Source organism: Bacteroides sp. AF32-8BH (assembly GCF_003435205.1).
Classification (GTDB): Bacteria; Bacteroidota; Bacteroidia; order Bacteroidales; family Bacteroidaceae; genus Bacteroides; species Bacteroides ovatus.
The window spans coordinates 108055-127964 of the sequence record NZ_QVLZ01000007.1; the positions used below are offsets into that span (position 1 = coordinate 108055).

Here is a 19910-nt window from a genome sequence, read left to right on the forward strand (position 1 = left end):
ATTCAATTACAATACACCTTTTTTACCTTGCGTTCCATATTGATTCACGGCAGATACCTTCAAAGCATAATTCACTTCCGACACCGGAAAAGAGGTATCAGTAGTCGTCCCGAGAATCTGTTCTCCATCATATACAATATATCCGATCGCATTTTTCACAGGATTCCATTTAAGAGTGCCTTGCTGATAAACCAGACTGCGCGGACTTCCTAATTTCTCCATCATAATACGCGGATTCCAGCCATCATTACCCGGAATCATATTTTCGTACGTATATTTGTCCGCCTCCTCTTTCGTTATAGTTGCCTGACAGGTACCCGATACTTCCTTACCGGTTTGGCGGTCTTTATATTGATATTCCGTTTTGCGTTTACTTAAATCCAACACATTACCCTGTGCATCACGACTATTGTATTCGGCAAAAATCCCGGGAACCGTTCCCATATTCGTCCATCCTTCATCAGCGACAGGGATAAGCATGATGGTATTGATATACACCGTCTTCGAATTATTATGCCATGGACGCCCCAACTTCAAACGTCCGTCAGCCGCTTCACTGTTTCCATCTATAGTGCAATTACGAAAAGCATAACCATATTTAGCATCTTTATGGGAAGGAGCCACTATTACTGCTCCACTCCGTACATTATAAAGCGTACAGTTTTCCAGCAACACATCACCACCACCATAAAAATAGTCTACCGCGCCTTCTATCCAGCAATCTTTCACATAGTGCCGACTGACATCATTATTGGCAGTCATCCAAGTATCTTGAAAAGAACGGAACTTACAATTATAAAAGGAAGCACAATCTGCCTGACTATTCATAGCCAAAGCCTGCGGACCATTATCTGATAAAACTCCCCAGTCATTCACATACGAAATGTTTTCCGTATAAAAGTGGTCTCCTTTTACCACCACTACCGATCCCTCGTATTTATAAACTGGAGAGGAAGGATTATGAACCGAGTGTTCCCAATAAGCTGTTTTTCCACCTATTTCTTTACCGGTCAGTTTACTACCAACATTCAAGTTTAAATGAATAATGGTCTTATCCTTATCCTGGCCTATTAAATGTACGTATGGCTTATTCTTAGGGATAATCACCTGCTCATTATACAAGCCATTCTTTATCAGAATCAACCAAGGTTTCGTCTGTCCGTCAGGTACAGCATTGATTGCTTCCTGAACCGTTTTATAATCTCCACTACCATCAACAGCTACAATAGCCTGATAAGGCGATGAGTCCGCCTGTGCATAAATCATTGCACAGGCACTCATCAATAAAATTGATAATACAATATTCTTCATGATATTCTTTATACCTAACAATTATAGGATCAATTAATACCAACGTGGATCACCAGCATTACCCGTTCCGGCGAACCCGGCTCCCGGTTTAATATGGAAATCACCGTTTAATGGATCAACGAACAAGTCATCCGAGCTTTGTTTTATTCTCGTTATTTCTTCAAACCTGTTATTGCCTTCCTGCAGGTCGGAGGTGATATAACAATTATCAGAGAAGTTCAAAATGTCATAAGCACCATTTCCACTATTCATTTTCTTTCCTTTGTTCGGACCGGAGAAAATCAAATTCCGCATTGTCGCAGATTTCGGAGAAGGCGGAGTACTTGCCGCATTATCGAAACGGAAAACTTTAGGCAATTCCTTCTTAGCATCCATAGAATTATAGAAAGTACAATTTTCCAATATCACATCACCGATTCCCCCTTTCACGTCCATCAACTGGTCACCAATATTAATCAATGTACTATTCGTTATAGAAACCTTTTCCAACTGATCGATATTTTTTCCGAAATTAATCATTCCATATCCGTCCGTACCAACTTCGGATATGACACAGTTATCAATCGTAATATCCGTCATGAACACACCACTTCCATCGCTAATACGTACAAGCGTACGTTTTATGTTCTGTATAGCACAGCCTGTGAATGAAATAGACTGGGCATAAGAACTATTTTTCCAATCCGTCATATAACTGGCCTCGCCATTTCCATTCAGGCAAACAAACTCGAATGACAGAGACTGTATCGGAGAAGCCAATGATATTTTATTAGTCACAATAAGCTGTGGACGATTATTTTCATTAGCTTCCGTACTGGTAAACAAAATATTATCCAATCCCGGAATCTTTAGTTCACTTACCTTATACACCGCCCCCGGAGTAAGTTGGACAGTTACATTGCTACATTCTTTCTCTTTCACAAAATTAGATAACAATGTACTTAAATCAATGACTCCGGTTTCCGTAGCCTCCACAAAAAGGATTTCGCTACCACCCAATCCCAGTGTCTTGAATACATACGAACCACGTAATGCATCATTATTATAAATCCGAACACGATAGGTCGCTCCATTCTCCAATTCGGAGAGTGTTTTTGAACAAGCCGCTATATCTTCCGAAGTCAAATCAATCTGTTTTTCCTCACCATATTTCGTATCCACCATTTGAGCCAACGTCAGATGAGTTACCCTGTTCGTTTCTTCCCATGTCAAGGTTGCGGAATTAGCTGTAACTTCCACTCCGGTAAATAATTGCTCATCCGGAGTTTTAAATGCTACACTGACATAAGTGCTTGCCTTTCCCTGCGCATCTTCTCCTTTCATACGAACAGAATATTGCGTAGAACCGTTGAACTCCTGAAACAAAGTACGATATTCCACCCTCATAGGCGTATTACTCTCTGAAAATACAGTCAATGTATCTTTCAGAATCGTATCTGTCCTTACATAATTTTCCGCATTAAACTCCAAGCTGTCCGTATAAAACTCAAAAATATAGACTTTTGCATTCACAATCTGCGAATATCTTAATGTAACCGAAGTCGCATCGGTAGCCGACTTATCGAACGTCAACGGACGGAACAAAGCATCATAGTTCTTATTAACTGTCCAGTCATTGGCATCGTCCTCACAGGAAGACATACCCACTATCAAAGCCAATAGTACATACAGGCATGCTCCGGATAATCTATTAACTAGTCTTTTCATCTTTTCCTACCATTAATTATTTATAACCATACGAATTAGAAACATACCCTTGCGTCTTATTGACATCCTCATAATAAATAGCGAATACATGGCGATAATTACACACTCCATTACCAACAGAATATTTACGGAACTCCGCTTCGGCTTCACCGCCCCAGTTCAGCCTGCCAAACAAATTCGAATAGTCGTAAGACGCATTCAGCCCTGTACCGCAAACCAATATTCTAGCCATTGTTTTCACATAATTAGTATTCAGGGTTGCATTTATATCACCATCCTTATTCAATGTCACCTGCATACTGATCCAGTTGCACTCATACTGTCCTTTTGATGTAGAAGCAGTACCGGTTCCCATATCCTCATTGAAGTTAACAGACGACATATCAATGTATTCCGGATTATCAGAGTCTTCATATTTATAATAGATTTTTCTCGGTATTTCATCCACTTGATAAGTCTTCCCGAAAATAGTCACCGGCTTGTAGTCATACAACATACAAAGACCTATTTTCATCTCTTCTATTTTCTCCGCCAACAATCCCCAACGTGTCAAATCCTGACGACGAATAGATTCACAACCAAACTCCCATGCCCGTTCATTGACAATAGCCGTGAAGAAATCCGCGTCATACTGCGTGATTTCGGGAGCACCAGTACCAAATGCTCTTTCACGAACCTTTTCCAAAGCCTGTCGGGGAGACATACCGGCAATCGGACTAACTGCATCCGGCCCTGTCAATACATTTTGAGCCTCCGCAAACATCAGATAAATATCTGAATACCGCATCAAAATCCAGTTGATACCAGTAGCAATACGTGAATTAGCTTTCGGGAAACGGACTTTCATATAATTATCAGTCATCCAATACCAACGCCATTTACCACAAGCCACTCCTAATGGATTACAGCGAATAACTTCCTTATTTTTTCCATTCTCATTGATATATTCCTGGAAAACACAAGTAACATCCCGACGGGTGTCTGCCGGATCAAATGAATAAAAATAGTAAGCAGTAGTAGCCGCATATCCTGCCCCTCCCATACCTTGGGTGGTATTAAAAACCCCTCTGTTCAGGTTGTATCCCATCGTGGCCCCCACATCTCCATTCTGTCCTTCACCAAAAGCAACTTCAAACAGGTTTTCATTATACTTGTTGTATTCCAGATGATTGACAGTAGACCAAATATTCTCATAACTGGGATCAAGCTCATGAGGATTATCAGTCGCTCCCAAAATCTCCGCACACTGTTTGGCAGCCAGTTCATAATAATCTTTCCAATTCTTAGGGCGACCGACGAAATATCCGTTCATTTCCGGAATGGTCGGATGATGTTCCACATCCAAGTCCGGAAACTGATTTCCATCCCGTACAGACCATCCTCCGGCAAATAGCGCTACTTTTGCCAGCAGTCCTTTGGCAAAACCTTTATTCATGCGTTCTACCGTATATGATTCTTCTCCCATCCAAGGCAGATATTCAATTGCCTCTTTCAAATCCCCTATGATATAATTATAAACAATATCACGATCCACTTTTCCTATATAGACATTTCCCAATCCGCTTTCAGACGCATGCTCTTTATATGGCACATCTCCCCAATAACGAATCAATTCAAAATAGCCTAACGCTTTTAGTGCTAATGCCTCTCCTAAATATCTACGCATGGCAGCCTTGTCCGAAGTAGATTGCATCAACGGTGACCGACGTATACCATCTACGATAGTAGTGGCGGATTCTGCCAGATAATAAAGTTTGTCCCATCTGGTATTCCGGTTATAATTATCGTCATAAAAATTGCCAGCACCTTCATCACGAAGTGTCGAATTATAGTTTTCCGTAGAAAACGCACCCGAGCCAACCTCCACGTCAGAAGCTCCCTGCCAGTTGACACACAGTTTCTGACCATATATATAGGTGTCCGTCATTGTCGCATATACACCCATCAGGGCTGCTTCCGTCAGAGCAGTCGATTTAAACAGATTCTCATCACTTGGAATAGAAGGACTTTCGGTATCCAAAAAATTATCCATACACGAAGTGCATAACACAGAGGAGGATAAAACCGCTAAAAATAGTTTCTGTATTTTCATTTTTCAAGTATTAAAAAGTAACATTAAGACCGAATACATAAGAATGTGCTTTCGGATATGCAGAATAATCCACACCCGGAGTCAAAGGGGTAGAACGTTGTGTGCTCACTTCAGGATCCTGTCCGGAATAAGCTGTCCAGCAAAACAGGTTATTGGCCGTAGCATACACGCGCAGGTTCTTGACTCCTAGCTTACGAGTCACAGTAACCGGAAGCGTATACCCTAACGTCAGGTTACTACAACGCAAAAAAGAACCATCTTCAATCGCCCAGTCCGTCACAAGCGTACGCCCCATCATAGGCATCCAGATAGAGGCTTTGGAATTGATTTCAACAAAGCGTTCCGGATTGGCGTCATTACCATACATTACATTGGCACCCGTTTCCGGATCAATAATCGACCAACGGTTTTCCAAACTCATAAAATCTCTGATATTATTATATTTACGATTCGTATGAGTGGATGCCATAATCTTATTGGCATTATATACTTTATTGCCATATGACCAGTTGAACATTGCCGCCAAGTCAAACCCTCTCCATGCAGCATTCAGCCCGAATCCGCCAATATGCTTTGGCTGTACACTACCGATCACTTTACGGTCATTATCCGCATCGATCACACCGTCATTATTCTGATCCTTCAGTTTGATAAAGCCCGGGCCAAAGTTAGGCAGATCGTTAGAGAACAAAGCCCTGTCGTCTACTACCCCTTTATTCAGTACCCATTTTTTCGTATTCTCATCAAACGTAAAGTCGTCTACAGAATAAAAGCCCTCTACTTCAAAACCGTAAATCTGTCCTACCGCCTGACCTACAATGGCACGGAAATCATCAGAGCCGATATCCGGTCGCCAGTTGGATTGTGCGCTCAATACGCTCGCCGTTCCATCCAGTTTATTCACTATATTTTTATTGAATGATATATTGAAGTTAGCGCCCAGATAGAAATCTTTACTATTGATAATCGTTCCGCTAAGCGTAAGTTCAACTCCCCTGTTCGTACTGCGGCCTACATTCTGATACTGATATTCATATCCCGAATTTGAAGGAAGATCCATGCGTAAGATCAAATCTTTCGTTATATCATTATAGAGGTCAACTGTCACATTCAAACGGCTATTAAAGAGGCTGGCGTCTATTCCCACATTAGAAGATAACTTCGTTTCCCAAGTCAGATTCTCGTTCCGCAAGGTGTTCTGCAATTTCAGGGCACTCTGCACTGTTTCATTCAGATAATATTGTTTATTGGCGGAGGATTCCATTTTATAATCCTGTCTCCAGTAGGAATTGACACGCGCATTACCAACTGATCCGTAACTCACACGAAGTTTCAGATTATCCAACCAGTCTTCCGTCTGCTTCATAAATTTTTCCTGGGAAACGCGCCATGCCAATGCCATACCCGGGAAAAAGCCCCAACGGTTTTCAGGAGCAAACACATTCGTTCCGTCGGCACGGGCTGTAAAAGTGAACATATACCGGTCTTTGAAAGCATAGTTTAAACGACCGAAGTAAGATGCCGTACGGGAAGGTTCGCCGATAGTGGTATACGTAGGTTGGGATTCTCCATAATTCCACATAGCCAACACTTCGCTCGCCGTAAAATCCATAGGATAATATTTGGATGAGGCAATCATCTGATTTCTGTAATTACTCACCATTTCATGTCCGGCCATCAGATCAAGACGGTGATTCTTTTTCAGAGAGAACCGGTAACTCAATATGTTCTGCAAGTTCCATCGTGCACCTTTCTCATCCGTACGTTTAGCTACAGGCTGACCGGCATTGGAACTCGACTCTCCGGTTTTCTTCAACCAGACATTATCAGTATAATTATAAGTATATGCATAACTACCTTTCAACTGATAAGTCAATCCTTTAACAATTTCCCAGTTGAACCCGGTATTGTAAGTCATAGAAAACTGATTTTGTTTCTTATACTCATTCACCGTATTATATACAGGATCATTCAATGATGACAGCAATGCATCATCCGAGTAATCGATTTCACCCCCCAAAGCATCTCCCGCATCTATGCTTGCAAGGCTGTTGATCGGCGAGAAAAGAACGGCATCTCTCAATTTGCCTCCATTTGTACCCGCACCGTCAATCACCATTCTAGTAAGTCGGCTGGAAAACTCAAACTTCAATTTGTTACTCAACTTTTTATCCATCTTCACACTCAAATTGTCCCTCACATAATTGGAGTTGAGCATAATGTATTTCTCATCATCCCGCGTATAGCTCAAATTATAGCGCAATGTAGCGTCCGTTCCTCCCGTTATACCAACGTTATAGCTTTGCTTGAATCCGGTGTTTCCATATACCTTATCCTGCCAGTTCGTGCCTTCTACCGAACGATAAATATTACGGTCGTCCCAACGCCCATACATCGAATTGATGCTGCTGGTCAGAGAGGTGCCCGGATCAAGTTCTTTCTGATAACAATAGTATTCGTAAGGTGAAAGTACCCCTGTCAGATTATATACATTACTGATACCCCAGTGAGCATTGAATGAGATTTCTGTTTTTCCCGCCTTACCGCTTTTCGTAGTAACAAGAATTACACCATTCGCTCCTTTAGCTCCATAGATAGCGGTAGAAGAAGCATCTTTCAATACATCAATACTCTGAATATCACCGGGAGGAATATCATTGATATTACTCACCTGAAAGCCGTCAACAATATATAACGGTGAATTGTCCTGGGTAATAGAACCACCGCCACGCACTGTAATCTGGATTGTTGCATCAGGCGATCCATCAGTAGCCACGACATTCACACCTGCCAGTTTTCCTGTAATAGCCGCAGCCGCAGAAGTTATCGGAATATCCTTCAAAACCTTCTCACTCACTGAAGAAATCGCACCGGTCAAATCTCCGCGGCGTGAGGTTCCGTACCCTACCACTACCACTTCGTCCAAAGTCTGATTGTCTTCTTCCAACACAACTTTCAGATGTTTGCCCGGTTTCACAGTCGCAACAACTGATTTCATTCCTACAAAACTAATTTCCAACTTTGTTGCATCTTCGGGAACAGACAAAGTGAAATTTCCATCCAAGTCGGTAATTGTACCGACGGAGGACTTTTTCAACACCTTCACACTAGCACCAATAATAGCATCGCCGTTGGTATCCACCACTGTTCCTTTCACAGATACCTTCTGTGCATATACTGTTGTCGCCGTTATAAAGCACAAGAGCAAGCAACATATATACGCGAAGCATCTTCGCAAAAATAAATGTCTTTGTACATCCATAGTATTATCTTGATTAATTTGTTTCATTTTTGATGTTACAAAAGTCACACTTTTACAGCTATTTTCCACTCATTATTTATGCAAAAGCGTGGACTTTTTATATAGAATGCCTTATTTTACTGTAATAATTATCACTTCTCCTTCGCGTGTATCCACATCATACAAATAAGTATCACGTAATGCCACTCCTTTTAAAGGCGCTTTCTCACTAATCATCGGGCGTGAGATTTGCTGTACTTTAAATAATGCGTTCGGATTCGCTTCCTCTTCCTTCTTCTGTTTCAACAATGCTTCTTCAGCAGCCAATTTCCAGTAAGAGCGCAGGCGCAGATTGCCTCCGGTTTCCGAACGTAACACAGCTTTTACCAGCTTACCGCCCTTCCAGGTCAATTCATCAATCAAAAAACCTCCCCGGGCACGCAACCCTTTCACTGTCCCGCTCTTCCATTCCGAAGGCAATGAAGGCAACAGATGAATCGCACCATCATGACTTTGCACCAGCATTTCGGCAATACCAGCCGTGCAACCGAAGTTACCATCTATTTGGAAAGGTGGATGCGCGTCGAATAAATTAGGATACGTTCCGCCTCCCTGTCCTTTTTGTATTTCAGGGCTGACATAAGTCAGCTGATTCTTTATCAACTGATAAGCATGGTCCCCGTCAAGCATACGGGCCCAGAAACAAACTTTCCATCCCATTGACCAACCGGTAGAAGGATCTCCCCGTTGTATCAATGTGTTTTTTGCCGCTTCAAAGAGTACCGGAGAACGATAAGGAGAAATCTGATAACCGGGATATAGCCCCCAAAGATGAGAGATGTGCCGGTGACGATCATTAGGATGATCCCAGTCTTCAAACCATTCCTGCAATTGTCCGTACTGCCCTACCTGCATCGGAGGCAACTGCCGGCGCATATTCTTCAATGTATCACAAAAATCAGTATCTGCGTTCAGCACTTTGGCAGCTTCGCATGTATTTGAAAATAAATCAAAAACCAACTGATTATCCATTGTGATTCCTGCAAAAAGATTACTTTTCTTCTTTATCCAGCGCGGAGAATTCTCGGGTGAGTTGGAAGGAGTGACAACCAGATAACCCGTGTTCGGGTCGCGTACCAGAAAGTCGACAAAGAATTCCGAAGCACTTTTCATCATCGGATATACTTCCTCCAAATACTTCTTATCACCGGAAAACAAATAACGGTCCCATAAATGCTGGCAAAGCCATGCATTAGCCACAGGCCATGTCCCACAATAAGGACGGTCCACCGCACCCGTCATACGCCACAAATCCGTATTATGATGCAACACCCAGCCACGACAACCATACATTCGACTGGCAGCTTCACGCCCATTCTCGCTCAATTCACGTACCATCTGGATGAATGGTTTATGAAGTTCGGCCAAGTTGGTGATTTCCGCCGGCCAGTAATTCATTTCAGCATTAATATTCGTTGTATAATTGCAGCTCCAGGGAGGTCCCGGGTTATGATTCCATTTGCCCTGCAAGTTGGCGGGCTGGCATCCGGGCTGTGAAGATGAAATCAATAAGTAACGTCCATACTGGAAATACAATGCTATCAATGCCGGATCATAGGATGAAGAAAATTCCTTGATACGTACATCCATCGGCTTATTGGCTTGGGAAGTTTCACCCAAATCCAAAGTTACACGATTGAATTGTTTCTGATAAGCAGCAATATGAGCGGCTTTCGCTTTACTATAATCTTTCGCTGCATTTTTCAAATAAGCTTTATTCCGTTGATACGGATCGCCCGATATATCTTTATAGTTGACAAAGTTAGTCGCCATCGAGATATACAATGTAAGTTCACTGGCTCCTTGAACGCTAAGCAACGTGTCATTGGCAGTTATCACTTTCCCACCTTTATGTTTCACATCCAAATCGGCACAATAGTGCACTTTACCCGGAAAATAACGGCTGCCATGCGTAATACCTTCCAGCCGCAAACCTTTCTTTCCATAAATACTACGTTTCGGATCTCTCATCGGGGTATTAAAAAACAGTTCGCAATTGATTGTTCCCGGTTTGGATGCTTTGATATGCCTGATAACCAGTTGATCGGTAAATGATGCAAATGTTTCTTCGGTAAATTCCACTCCGTCTACTTCGTAGCGAGTCACAGCTACTGCATTGCTTATATCCAGATCACGATAGTAATTATTTACTTTTTTGTGATCTTGATAACGGATATTCAGACGACCCACTGTCTGGTAAGGCATTTCATTCCCCACTTGTGAAAGAATCTTCGTTGCCGCCATGTTCTGCGCTTCTTCGTACTTTCCTTCAAAAATCAACCGGCGCATTTCCGGCAAAGCCGTTTTTGCTTCTTCATTATAGTTCTGGTAAGGAGAGCCCGCCGACACTGTTTCTTCGTTCAACTGTATTTGTTCCAGTTGAGGGTCACCGAACACCATTGCTGCAATCCGTCCATTACCAACCGGGAGTGCTTCTTCCCAATAAGAAGCGGGTTTGTCATACCATATTCTATAGATGTTTTGTCCTTCCACATTCCCCAACAGAGAAGAAAAAGCCAACATACAACTGAATACTTTACTTATCATTTTCATATTTTAAAGTTTTAATTGTCATCACTCTTTTGAAGGTTCACTCAAAGACCCATACTCACTAACGGCCTTCACCTGATATGTCTTTCCTTCCTCAACATTACAAGACGTTTCCTTGGTTATTTGTACAGTTTCATCGTTCGCAATTACCAAATAACAAATTGCATATTTTGAAGCATCCCAACTTAATATTCCGTTTTCTCTTTTCAGATTTTCCGGTGCGGATATTTGTTCCATATATTTCTTCGGGTCCCAATTATCGCCCTCACGAACAACGTTTTCATACGTATACCGAGCTGCTTCACCTGCCGTAAGGACAGCCTGACAAATGCCTGTCACCGGATTCTCTTGTTCATCCTGATAGGTATATTGCGTTTTACGCTGGCTTAAATCTACAGCATTCCCCTCCTTATCCTTACTGTTATATTCAGCAAACATCTGAGGAATAGCTCCCATATCCGTCCATCCTTCCGGAGCTATCTTTATATTAAAAATCGTATTGAGATATACAGCTATCGGAGAATTATGCCAGGGACGCCCCAACTTGACACTTTCTGTATCAGCCAATTCATTTCCATCCACAATGCAATTATTCAACACATATCCCCAACGTGTTCCTACTTTATGAGAAGGAGCAACAATAATTGCGCCATCCCTCATATTATAAAAGGTGCAATGTTCGAGAAAGCAATTCCCGTTTCCATAGAAGTAATCAACGGCTCCTTCAATCCAGCAATTCTGTGCATACAGTCTGCCGTTATCCGATTTAGGCCCGGTCTGCCAAGTGTCTTGGTACGAGAGGAATTTGCAATTATTGAATGAGTTGCGGTCATTCTGGGTATACATTGCCAATGCCATAGGACCTTTCTGTAATTCTTTGCCATATCCGTTTACAAAAGATATATTCTCTACGTAAAAATCCGTAGCTTTCACTGATACCATAGCGGCTTCCGTTTTTCCTAAGTTCTTATAAGAGTACTTCCACACATCCGGATCAGTCGCACTGGCTTCGGTTGAGCTGTTAATTCGTAACTTGACAATTGTCTTATCCACATCCTGTCCGATGAGATGAATATACGGTTTGTCTTCAGGAATAATAATTTGTTCTTCATACGTTCCGTTCGCCACGAAAATGAGCCAGGGTTCTGTTCTTTTCGAGGGGACATTATCTATTGCTTTCTGTATACTGGTATAGTTTCCTTTTCCGTCAGGACTGACCACCGCATCAAATATGCGTGCTTCCGGTTGAGGACGTTCTCTGATTGTAAACTGAATACTGACACCTTCGAATACATTTCCCTGAAAGTCTATGACTGCACCTTTGGGGAGGCTGAACTGACAGGCCTGATTATAGTCCAAAGCAGTATAAGCGTAAGACGCTGTTTTACCTTTGAAAGTCAACTCCACTTCCTCGCCATTAAAATTCGCTTTCCCTTCTCCCGCTTTCACATACTCGTTAAAAGTAAGCAGAATCGTATTGTTTTCTTCGGCCGTTTCACCATTTGCAGGAGTTACAGACACCAAAGAAGGGGCTTCATGGTCGGGAACAAAAAAGTTATTGCTACTTTCCTTGCAACTTGTTGCCAGCAAAGCTGATAACAACAATAGTCCTTGGGACATCTTTGAAAATAAATGTGCTTTCATAAATTATTTGTTATATTCTTAATGATAGATTCTTATTCCATTATTATTTGGTCGTCCTGCCTTGAGCAGTTACTATTTCACGTTACAAAAGTATACGGAACAACATGAATACTTTCTCACTATTTGTTTGTTTGCGTGGACTTTTTTAATATCATTCAAAAGTTGCGGACTTTTTGTGCAATCTGGTGCACTATCTATGCAACCAGTTGTCTATCAAATTCTATCCACTTACATTTGTATCAGTATCACTATCATCACATTTTATAAAAAATCAGGTAAGATATGAAAAACAACAAGGTAAAATTCATTTTCGTGGCACTACTGTTTGCCACACAAGTAGAATCGTTCTCCTCCTGTTCCACATCTTCAGTCAATGAAGATAATAAAGAACAGGAGACTCCACCGGATTCTCCCTCCGTATCTCCACCAGTAGAAGAAACAGCATATGCCTTTCCCGGAGCTGAAGGAGGAGGAATGAACACTACAGGAGGAAGAGGTGGAAAGGTATATATTGTCAGATCCCTGGAAGACTCCAAAGCACCGGGTACCCTCCGGTATGCCATCGAACAAAAGGAGCCTCGTATAATTGTCTTCTGTATATCCGGCACCATTTATCTAAAATCGACACTGGACATTCGGAACGGTGATGTCACGATAGCCGGCCAGACAGCTCCCGGAGACGGTATCTGCCTGGCTCACTTTCCAGTAAATGTATCGGCCGATAATGTAATTCTACGATACCTGCGTTTCCGAATGGGAGATACGGATTTGCTGGGCTCTTCGGCTTCCGACGGTGCAGATGCTCTGGGAGGACGCCAGAAAAACAATATCATGATTGACCATTGTTCCATCAGTTGGAGCACTGACGAATGTGCTTCATTCTATGATAATACTAACTTTACTATGCAATGGTGTATTATTTCAGAAAGTCTCCGCTTATCGGGACATACCAAAGGCCCTCATGGATATGGCGGTATTTGGGGAGGAGTCAACGCTTCCTATCATCATAATCTGATGGCACACCATGACAGTCGCACACCACGTTTCGGTTCCGGAGTAAAATATCAAGGTCAGGAACGTACTGATATGCGTAATAATGTTATTTATAACTGGAGCGGTAACGGATGTTATGGCGGCGCAGCAATGGGTATTAACATTGTGGACAACTACTACAAACCCGGACCCGCTACGGATGCCAAAGTGGCCAACCGTGTGATGGCTATCGACATCAGCTCTTCTGATGGAGATTTTGCACCGATCAAAGGGGTATTGGGACAGTATCATATCAGCCGGAATCACTTCGAGGCAGGAAACCAACTGACAGAAGCATCCGCCGCAAAAGTGAACAAAGACAACTGGACTGGTATCCGTAACAACACCGGTCACTCTCTCGATGAACTGAAACGGGATACTCCGGTAGAAGTAGATGCGGTAACTACCCACACAGCACAAAAAGCTTACGAGCTGGTGTTGAAATATGCGGGTTGCAGTCTCAAACGAGATGATATAGATACTCGTATCGTTGAAGAGACACGCACAGGAACGGCACAATTCATCGGAAAGAACGAACACAACGGATTAGGAGATGCCCCCTGCCCGAACGGTCCTTGTGAACATTGCGACAAAGGTATCATCCATTGGAAAAGTCAGAATTATCCTAAGGGCGGACTTATCGATAGTCAGAAAGACCTAAAGCCTTCCGGAGCTGGTAGCGACTGGAGCGCATGGCCAACATTAAAATCATTGCCACAAATTACTGATTCTGACAATGACGGCATGCCTGACGAATGGGAAACCGCCAACGGATTGAACCCAAACAAATATGATGCAAACGGAAGAAATCTAAGTACTGCCTATGATAATATAGAGGTTTATATCAATAGCCTTGTAGAAACAATAACAAATACGCAAAATAAGAAATGAATGATGTGAGGGAAAACAACTCTTATTAACGCAAAAAACTGGTCAATTAATACAAATCCTGATTCAATGAATCATTTGTATACTATAGATGAAACAATATTGCACCTCTATGTTGCTTTTCTCTCTTATCTTTGTCGCAGTAAAAACAAAAACACACTATAAAGATCATGATTACAAGTAGAAAGATTTCTCAAGTCAAAGTTTTTGCTGGTAGTCCTTGGGAAGTAGCCAGCGTAAAGAGTTTGTTGAATGCAGCTTATATTCAAGTGTCAACGAAAGACAATGGTTTAAACAGTATTTTGATTTCTGTTCCTTGCGAATACTATACTGCGGCCATGCGTGTAATTAATAACAGAAAAGTTTCATAGGTTTTAGGTTTACATATAAATTGGAGGGTTCTTATTGTCAGCAGGAGTTTTGGCTGGATAATACGGTGACTAGCAACTCATTGCACCCTGACAATAGGCTATGACAATAGGCTGACAATAAAAAGATCGTACTTTTATTGTCAGCCTGTTATTTAATAGATAAATTCACAGCAGAATTATAGAATTCGTTTCAATCTCCTGCATATCTTTCTGATCCAGCAGTTGCTACAAATAGCGTTGTCCGACATAGAATTCTTCTCGAAGGATCGCAGTCTTTCGTATTGTTCCTCCACCATTTTCCATAAACCGTCCAGTCGCGAACTTTGTCCTCTAATTGCCATTAATTCCTGATCCCGCATATTCAAGAGTGAAGCATACAATCTGCTGGTTTTGTTTTTTTCCATGCAAAGTTGCTCTAACTCATCGATATATTCAGACGTAATTCCCAGCTTAGTCCGTTTTATGAATTGCTGGATACTATCATCATCTATGGAAACTGTATCGTTCTCATAAGACACTGTGATTTTTTTCATTTCCACCCAGAGCCAGATATACTCTTTTTCGAGTCGGTATTTCTCGGCTGCCGCTTCTATGCTAATCCATTGTGACATAGTGTTTGTTTTTAATTTGTTATACAACAAGGAATAAATAGTGCTCTGTTGATGTTGATTCAACAAACATTCGCGCTTTTTGTATTCCGGGCGGACAGGAGATTGGGGTTGGGGATTTTTAAGGGTTATGAAACCAACCGGATACAAAAAAAAGCGTGAATGCTGTTGAATCATTATCCGTATTTGAGGCCTAGCAAACCCGTCCGAAAGATAATGATAACAACAGACATCCACGCTAATTGTGTATATATAACACATCTTTCATCGATATGTTGACATACGGCCGTTCACGTGGAATATCTGTTGCCCCCCCTCTACGGACAGAAACTTGCTAGATTTCAAATACGAGGGATAATGCAATAATATTCCTATTTATAAATAAAAAACGCTTCTTACCTGTTTCATCACGCTGGTGAACAGAAAGCGTATGACAAAGATATGCTTTTTTTTCGAAACAAAGTGGAAATACGGAAATAAATACAGGAAGTTTTGTATTGAAAGAGAGGAAGTTCAATATTAGCAAAGAGCCTATAAGAAATATAAACTCGCTACGAAGCGAATGTCGCCCCGTTAAATGAGTACTGCACATCCGGTATCTTTCACTAAAGAAGCAGGTATTGTTCTGCTAAAGTAACAGTATTGTTCCGTTAAAGCAGCAGCATTGTTCGGCTAAAGCAGCAGTATTGTTCAGCTAAAGTACCGGTATCTTTACCTTCCCACGGCCGTGGTTACTTCTTTCCACAGCCGTGACGAATTCCTACCACGGCCGTGGGAAGATCTCGTCACGGCCGTGGCGAACTACCAATACCGGTAAGTTAACGTAAGAATAACGGTGTCTTTATGCAACAATACACAGTGGCGAGCATATCTTTACTTGCTTGTTAATGTTTCAAGTCCGCCTTCTTGAATAGAGTATAACAAGAAAGCACATTCTTTATCGCGATAAAGCGCAAATAGTTTGCTTTACAGATACCTTATCCGTACCTTTGAAACCAATAACAAACACTTACTCTCATTAAATATCAAGAGAAGAAAAATGAAGATTACACAAATCAGGGAAAACGGAGATACGGAGGCACTAAGCGTAACAGACATCGACCTGCTGATAGAAAAAATGAAAAAAGAAACCAAGCTCCGCCCGGTAACCGGATTACGTCAGGCCCTGCATTTTGTTCTACCCGATGAGCCTTGTTCCCTCGCCAGCAAACTACCACGAGTGATTCCCGCAGCAGCCTTCGGGCGAGTGAACGGAGTGAAGCGAATGAAAACCTACAATGGCATTGTAGAACTGACCATCGGTCCGCTAGCCGGAAAGACAGAAGTGGAAATCGTGAAGCAAAAGGCTGCCGAACTTCCCCAAACAATGCTGGCTTTTATGGGAGCAAGTGGTAAAAGCGTCAAGATATGGACTTGCTTCACCCGTCCGGACGGCACTTTACCGCAAACAACGGAAGAAGCCGAAGTGTTTCAGGCACATGCTTACCGGCTTGCCATTAAATGTTATCAGCCTCAACTTCCCTTCAACATTCTATTAAAAGAGCCGAAACTGGAACAATTCTCACGTCTTAGTTATGATCCGGACTTGATTTATCGTCCCGCTCCCGTACCTTTCTATCTTTCACAGCCCATCGGTATGCCCGGCGAGATGACTTATCATGAGAAATCGAGCACTGAAGCATCTCCGCTGAATCGAGCACTGCCGGGGTATGACACGGAAGATACGGTAGCATTGCTTTATGAAGCGGCATTGCGGAAAACATTCGAAGAAATGGAAACGGACTGGCATCGAAACGATCATGATTTGCAAACATTAGTAGTCCCGCTTGCCGAAAATTGTTACTACTCCGGCATCCCGGAAGAGGAGGTAACCCGACGAACCATCATGCGTTATTACAAAAGAAAAAATCCGATGCTGGTACGCGAAATGATAAGAAACGTATATAAGGAATGTAAGGGAGTGCCCAAAAGCAGCTGCCTGACTAAAGAACAACGTCTTAGCCTGCAAATGGATGAATTTATGAACCGTCGTTATGAGTTCCGTTATAATACGCAGATCGGGGAAGTGGAATATCGGGAGCGTTTCTCGTTTCAGTTTTACTTTCATCCCATTGACAAACGGGCACAAAACAGCATCATGCTCGACGCACAATCCGAAGGTATTGGCGTATGGGATAGGGATATAGACCGATACTTACATTCCAACCGTGTGCCGATCTACAATCCGTTGGAAGAGTTTCTGTTTCATCTGCCTCATTGGGACGGCAAAGACCGTATTCATGCTTTGGCAAACAGGGTTCCTTGCAAAAATCCGCATTGGGAATTACTTTTCCACCGTTGGTTCCTGAATATGGTTTCACATTGGAGAGGGGTAGATAAAATGCACGCGAACAATACGTCACCCATATTAGTGGGCCGCCAGGGAACTCATAAATCAACTTTCTGTCGTGAAATGATTCCACCTGCACTTCGCGCTTACTATACAGACAGTATTGATTTCAGCCAAAAACGGGACGCAGAACTGTATCTGAATCGATTTGCGCTCATCAACATCGATGAGTTTGACCAGATTACCCTGCCACAACAGGGATTTCTGAAACATATTCTTCAAAAGCCTGTGGTCAATCTACGGAAACCGCACGGTCGCTCGGTACTTGAATTGCAGCGGTATGCTTCATTTATCGGTACAAGCAATCAGAAGGATTTGTTGACTGATCCTTCGGGAAGCCGCCGTTTCATTTGTATTGAAGTGACAGGAAACATCGACACTACACAGCCGATAGATTATGAACAGCTTTATGCACAAGCCATGCACGAGATTTATCATGGTGAACGATACTGGTTTGACAGTGAAGATGAGCAGATTATGACTGAAAATAACCGTGAGTTTGAGCAAACACCGGCTATGCTGCAATTGTTTTATCAGTATTTTAAAGCTGCGCAAACGAAAGAGGAAGGAGAATTTCTTACTCCGGTCGAAATACTGAATTATCTGAAAAAGAAAAGCGGTATGTCATTGTCTGATAACAAAGTATATCACTTCGGGAGATTGCTGCAAAAATGCGGTATTCCTTCGAAGCATACTTATAAAGGTACTGTTTATCAGGTAATAAAGCTATCATAAGAGATAAAAGTAAGGCTGACAATAAAAGTCTGGATATTTTATTATCAGCCTATTATCAATGGTTATTGTCAGGTGATAGAACGTTGATATTCATCTACTTGCGCATAATCCTGACAGTATGACAATAAAACAGGTACAAATCATTATGAGATCTAAATTTGATATTTTGGTTTCATAGATGAATAGAGGTAATCTTATTTAATTTCATCCACAAAGTCTAGTGTATCACCAGTATTAAATTTGTCGAAATCAGACTGAAACAAACAGTCCTGAATGATACGGTATTTCTCAAATTCAGTTTCCGCATAGTCTTTCGCTTGTTCGGTAGAAACTTTTCCTGAATCATTTAAAACCGGGCGGTCATCACTATCCAAGAATTTGTCTATGCGTTTCGCCCAGTCCTCCATCGTCATAGGAATGTGGCGTTTTGCCCGGTCTTCTGCCAAATCCAGAAAAGCATTGACCAACCGCCCCATTGACTCCAGTTCTTCTTCTTTCAAATAATTCTTTGCTATCGACACATCTGTTTTTACAATCTTTCCGTCAGGAGCTTTCTCCCACGTAGTCAGCCCCATATGTTCTTTTCCCGCATTGGCACGCTCTACAATAAGCTCTGCAGCTGTATGCCCATGAACTGCATAGTGCATTTTGTTCTGCACCTTTTTGAAAAACAAACGTGTGGTCGGAGCATTGAGATTATAGTCTATACTGGTAGCATAAATATCTGTTAGCTTTTGGTAGAAACGTCGCTCACTTAGCCGTATTTCACGAATTTCAGCAAGCAAATGTTCAAAGTAATCTTCATTGATGAATGATCCGTTCTCCATTCGTTTTTTATCAATGACATATCCACGAATAGCAAACTGCCGAAGAATATACGTACACCATTGACGGAATTGAGTGGCGCGTACGGAATTGACACGATAACCGACTGAAATAATGGCATCGAGACTATAAATAAAAACTTCACGAGAAATATTCCGATTACCTTCTTTTTGAACTATCCGGTTTTTCCGGATAGTTGTATTCTTATCTACTTCTCCTTGCGAATATATATTTTTCAAATGTTCATTAATTGTGCGTATATCAACATCGAACAATATCGACATCGTCTTCTGCGTCAGCCACAAAGTTTCGTCCTGATAAAGCACTTCAATGCCTTCTTCTTTATTCTCTATCTGAAAAATAAGAAATTCAGCCGTACTATTGCGTATTTGCAGTTTCTTGCTTCCGTTATTACTTTCTTCCATATTCATCTTGAACACTTATTTCTTTTATCAGA

11 protein-coding genes are annotated in these 19910 nt (G+C 41.9%); 3 read left to right on the forward strand and 8 right to left on the reverse strand.

Annotation, left to right across the window (positions count from 1 at the left end):
• Positions 1-6: 6 nt before the first annotated feature.
• The 6 genes from DWZ47_RS06560 to DWZ47_RS06585 all read right to left on the reverse strand — a co-directional run bounded on the left by DWZ47_RS06560 (position 7) and on the right by DWZ47_RS06585 (position 12605).
• Positions 7-1311: a pectinesterase family protein gene (locus DWZ47_RS06560; protein ID WP_004299829.1), complete on the reverse strand. Its 1305-nt coding sequence runs from the start codon at positions 1309-1311 to the stop codon at positions 7-9.
• Positions 1312-1344: 33 nt separating this feature from the next.
• Positions 1345-3018, reverse strand: coding sequence for a DUF5123 domain-containing protein (locus tag DWZ47_RS06565; RefSeq protein ID WP_004299827.1), 1674 nt, complete (start codon positions 3016-3018; stop codon positions 1345-1347).
• 16 nt (positions 3019-3034) lie between these two features.
• Positions 3035-5110 (reverse strand): RagB/SusD family nutrient uptake outer membrane protein, encoded by a 2076-nt coding sequence (locus tag DWZ47_RS06570; RefSeq protein ID WP_117512609.1) that lies wholly within the window; start codon positions 5108-5110, stop codon positions 3035-3037.
• A 10-nt stretch (positions 5111-5120) separates the two neighbouring features.
• A complete protein-coding gene (locus DWZ47_RS06575; RefSeq protein WP_117512641.1) occupies positions 5121-8372 on the reverse strand; it encodes a SusC/RagA family TonB-linked outer membrane protein in 3252 nt (1083 codons plus the stop codon).
• A 111-nt stretch (positions 8373-8483) separates the two neighbouring features.
• Positions 8484-10964: a glycosyl hydrolase family 95 catalytic domain-containing protein gene (locus tag DWZ47_RS06580; protein ID WP_117512610.1), complete on the reverse strand. Its 2481-nt coding sequence runs from the start codon at positions 10962-10964 to the stop codon at positions 8484-8486.
• 21 nt (positions 10965-10985) lie between these two features.
• Complete coding sequence (locus DWZ47_RS06585; protein WP_032844635.1) at positions 10986-12605, reverse strand: pectinesterase family protein; 1620 nt, start codon at positions 12603-12605, stop codon at positions 10986-10988.
• Positions 12606-12887: 282 nt separating this feature from the next.
• Between DWZ47_RS06585 and DWZ47_RS06590 the strand changes: the two genes are divergently transcribed.
• Entirely contained in the window at positions 12888-14528 is a 1641-nt protein-coding gene (locus DWZ47_RS06590; RefSeq protein WP_004299813.1) for a hypothetical protein, read from the forward strand.
• Positions 14529-14695: 167 nt separating this feature from the next.
• Positions 14696-14896, forward strand: a complete 201-nt coding sequence (locus DWZ47_RS06595; RefSeq protein ID WP_004299812.1) for a DUF2007-related protein — start codon at positions 14696-14698, stop codon at positions 14894-14896.
• Positions 14897-15072: 176 nt separating this feature from the next.
• Here the strand turns inward: DWZ47_RS06595 and DWZ47_RS06600 are convergent, their stop codons facing one another.
• Entirely contained in the window at positions 15073-15507 is a 435-nt protein-coding gene (locus tag DWZ47_RS06600; RefSeq protein ID WP_004305010.1) for a hypothetical protein, read from the reverse strand.
• 1036 nt (positions 15508-16543) lie between these two features.
• Here DWZ47_RS06600 and DWZ47_RS06610 point away from each other — a divergent pair.
• The gene (locus DWZ47_RS06610) at positions 16544-18628 is read left to right on the forward strand and encodes a BT4734/BF3469 family protein (RefSeq protein ID WP_117512611.1); all 2085 of its coding nucleotides are present in this window, start codon (positions 16544-16546) and stop codon (positions 18626-18628) included.
• Positions 18629-18822: 194 nt separating this feature from the next.
• Here the strand turns inward: DWZ47_RS06610 and DWZ47_RS06615 are convergent, their stop codons facing one another.
• Positions 18823-19878: a virulence RhuM family protein gene (locus tag DWZ47_RS06615; RefSeq protein WP_117512642.1), complete on the reverse strand. Its 1056-nt coding sequence runs from the start codon at positions 19876-19878 to the stop codon at positions 18823-18825.
• Between the last annotated feature and the right edge of the window lie 32 nt (positions 19879-19910).

Excerpts from the sequence above, each read along its gene's own strand:
- DWZ47_RS06560 (WP_004299829.1), bottom strand. The coding sequence starts at position 1,311 with ATGAAGAATATTGTATTATCAATTTTATTGATGAGTGCCTGTGCAATG.
- DWZ47_RS06565 (WP_004299827.1), bottom strand. The coding sequence starts at position 3,018 with ATGAAAAGACTAGTTAATAGATTATCCGGAGCATGCCTGTATGTACTA.
- DWZ47_RS06570 (WP_117512609.1), bottom strand. The coding sequence starts at position 5,110 with ATGAAAATACAGAAACTATTTTTAGCGGTTTTATCCTCCTCTGTGTTA.
- DWZ47_RS06575 (WP_117512641.1), bottom strand. The coding sequence starts at position 8,372 with ATGGATGTACAAAGACATTTATTTTTGCGAAGATGCTTCGCGTATATA.
- DWZ47_RS06580 (WP_117512610.1), bottom strand. The coding sequence starts at position 10,964 with ATGAAAATGATAAGTAAAGTATTCAGTTGTATGTTGGCTTTTTCTTCT.
- DWZ47_RS06585 (WP_032844635.1), bottom strand. The coding sequence starts at position 12,605 with ATGAAAGCACATTTATTTTCAAAGATGTCCCAAGGACTATTGTTGTTA.
- DWZ47_RS06590 (WP_004299813.1), top strand. The coding sequence starts at position 12,888 with ATGAAAAACAACAAGGTAAAATTCATTTTCGTGGCACTACTGTTTGCC.
- DWZ47_RS06595 (WP_004299812.1), top strand. The coding sequence starts at position 14,696 with ATGATTACAAGTAGAAAGATTTCTCAAGTCAAAGTTTTTGCTGGTAGT.
- DWZ47_RS06600 (WP_004305010.1), bottom strand. The coding sequence starts at position 15,507 with ATGTCACAATGGATTAGCATAGAAGCGGCAGCCGAGAAATACCGACTC.
- DWZ47_RS06610 (WP_117512611.1), top strand. The coding sequence starts at position 16,544 with ATGAAGATTACACAAATCAGGGAAAACGGAGATACGGAGGCACTAAGC.
- DWZ47_RS06615 (WP_117512642.1), bottom strand. The coding sequence starts at position 19,878 with ATGGAAGAAAGTAATAACGGAAGCAAGAAACTGCAAATACGCAATAGT.